Raw genomic sequence first — 302 nt, 5'->3', positions numbered from 1 at the left:
TCGCGAGCACAAACCAGGGACGGTTTCGACATCGCGCTCTTTTCCTCTTTGCTTAAGGATAAGCGTATGTTCCGGCCGGCCAATGCGGCGCATTTCTCGTTGCAGATTCCTGCTATCCGTCACGACTTCAAGGTGCTGGCGTTCAGCGGCACCGAAGCGATCAGCACTCTTTACCGCATCGATGTAGAACTGGTCAGCGAGCACCCGGACTTCGATCTGGAGAGCTTGCTCAGCCAACCGGCGTTTCTGCAATTTGGCCATAACGGCGAAGGCATTCACGGGCGCATCGAAGACGTGCTGGT

Annotated in this window: 1 pseudogene; it reads left to right on the top strand. The window is 56.3% G+C overall.

Features of this window, described 5'->3' with window-relative positions:
- Positions 1–66 precede the first annotated feature (66 nt).
- Positions 67–302: pseudogene (locus K5E40_RS34605) on the top strand (phage late control D family protein); the annotation flags it as partial.

The organism is Pseudomonas baetica (assembly GCF_019733355.1).
Lineage (GTDB): Bacteria > Pseudomonadota > Gammaproteobacteria > Pseudomonadales > Pseudomonadaceae > Aquipseudomonas > Aquipseudomonas baetica_A.
Note: the sequence above shows the minus strand (reverse complement) of the source record. Positions and strands in the feature narration are given on the sequence as shown.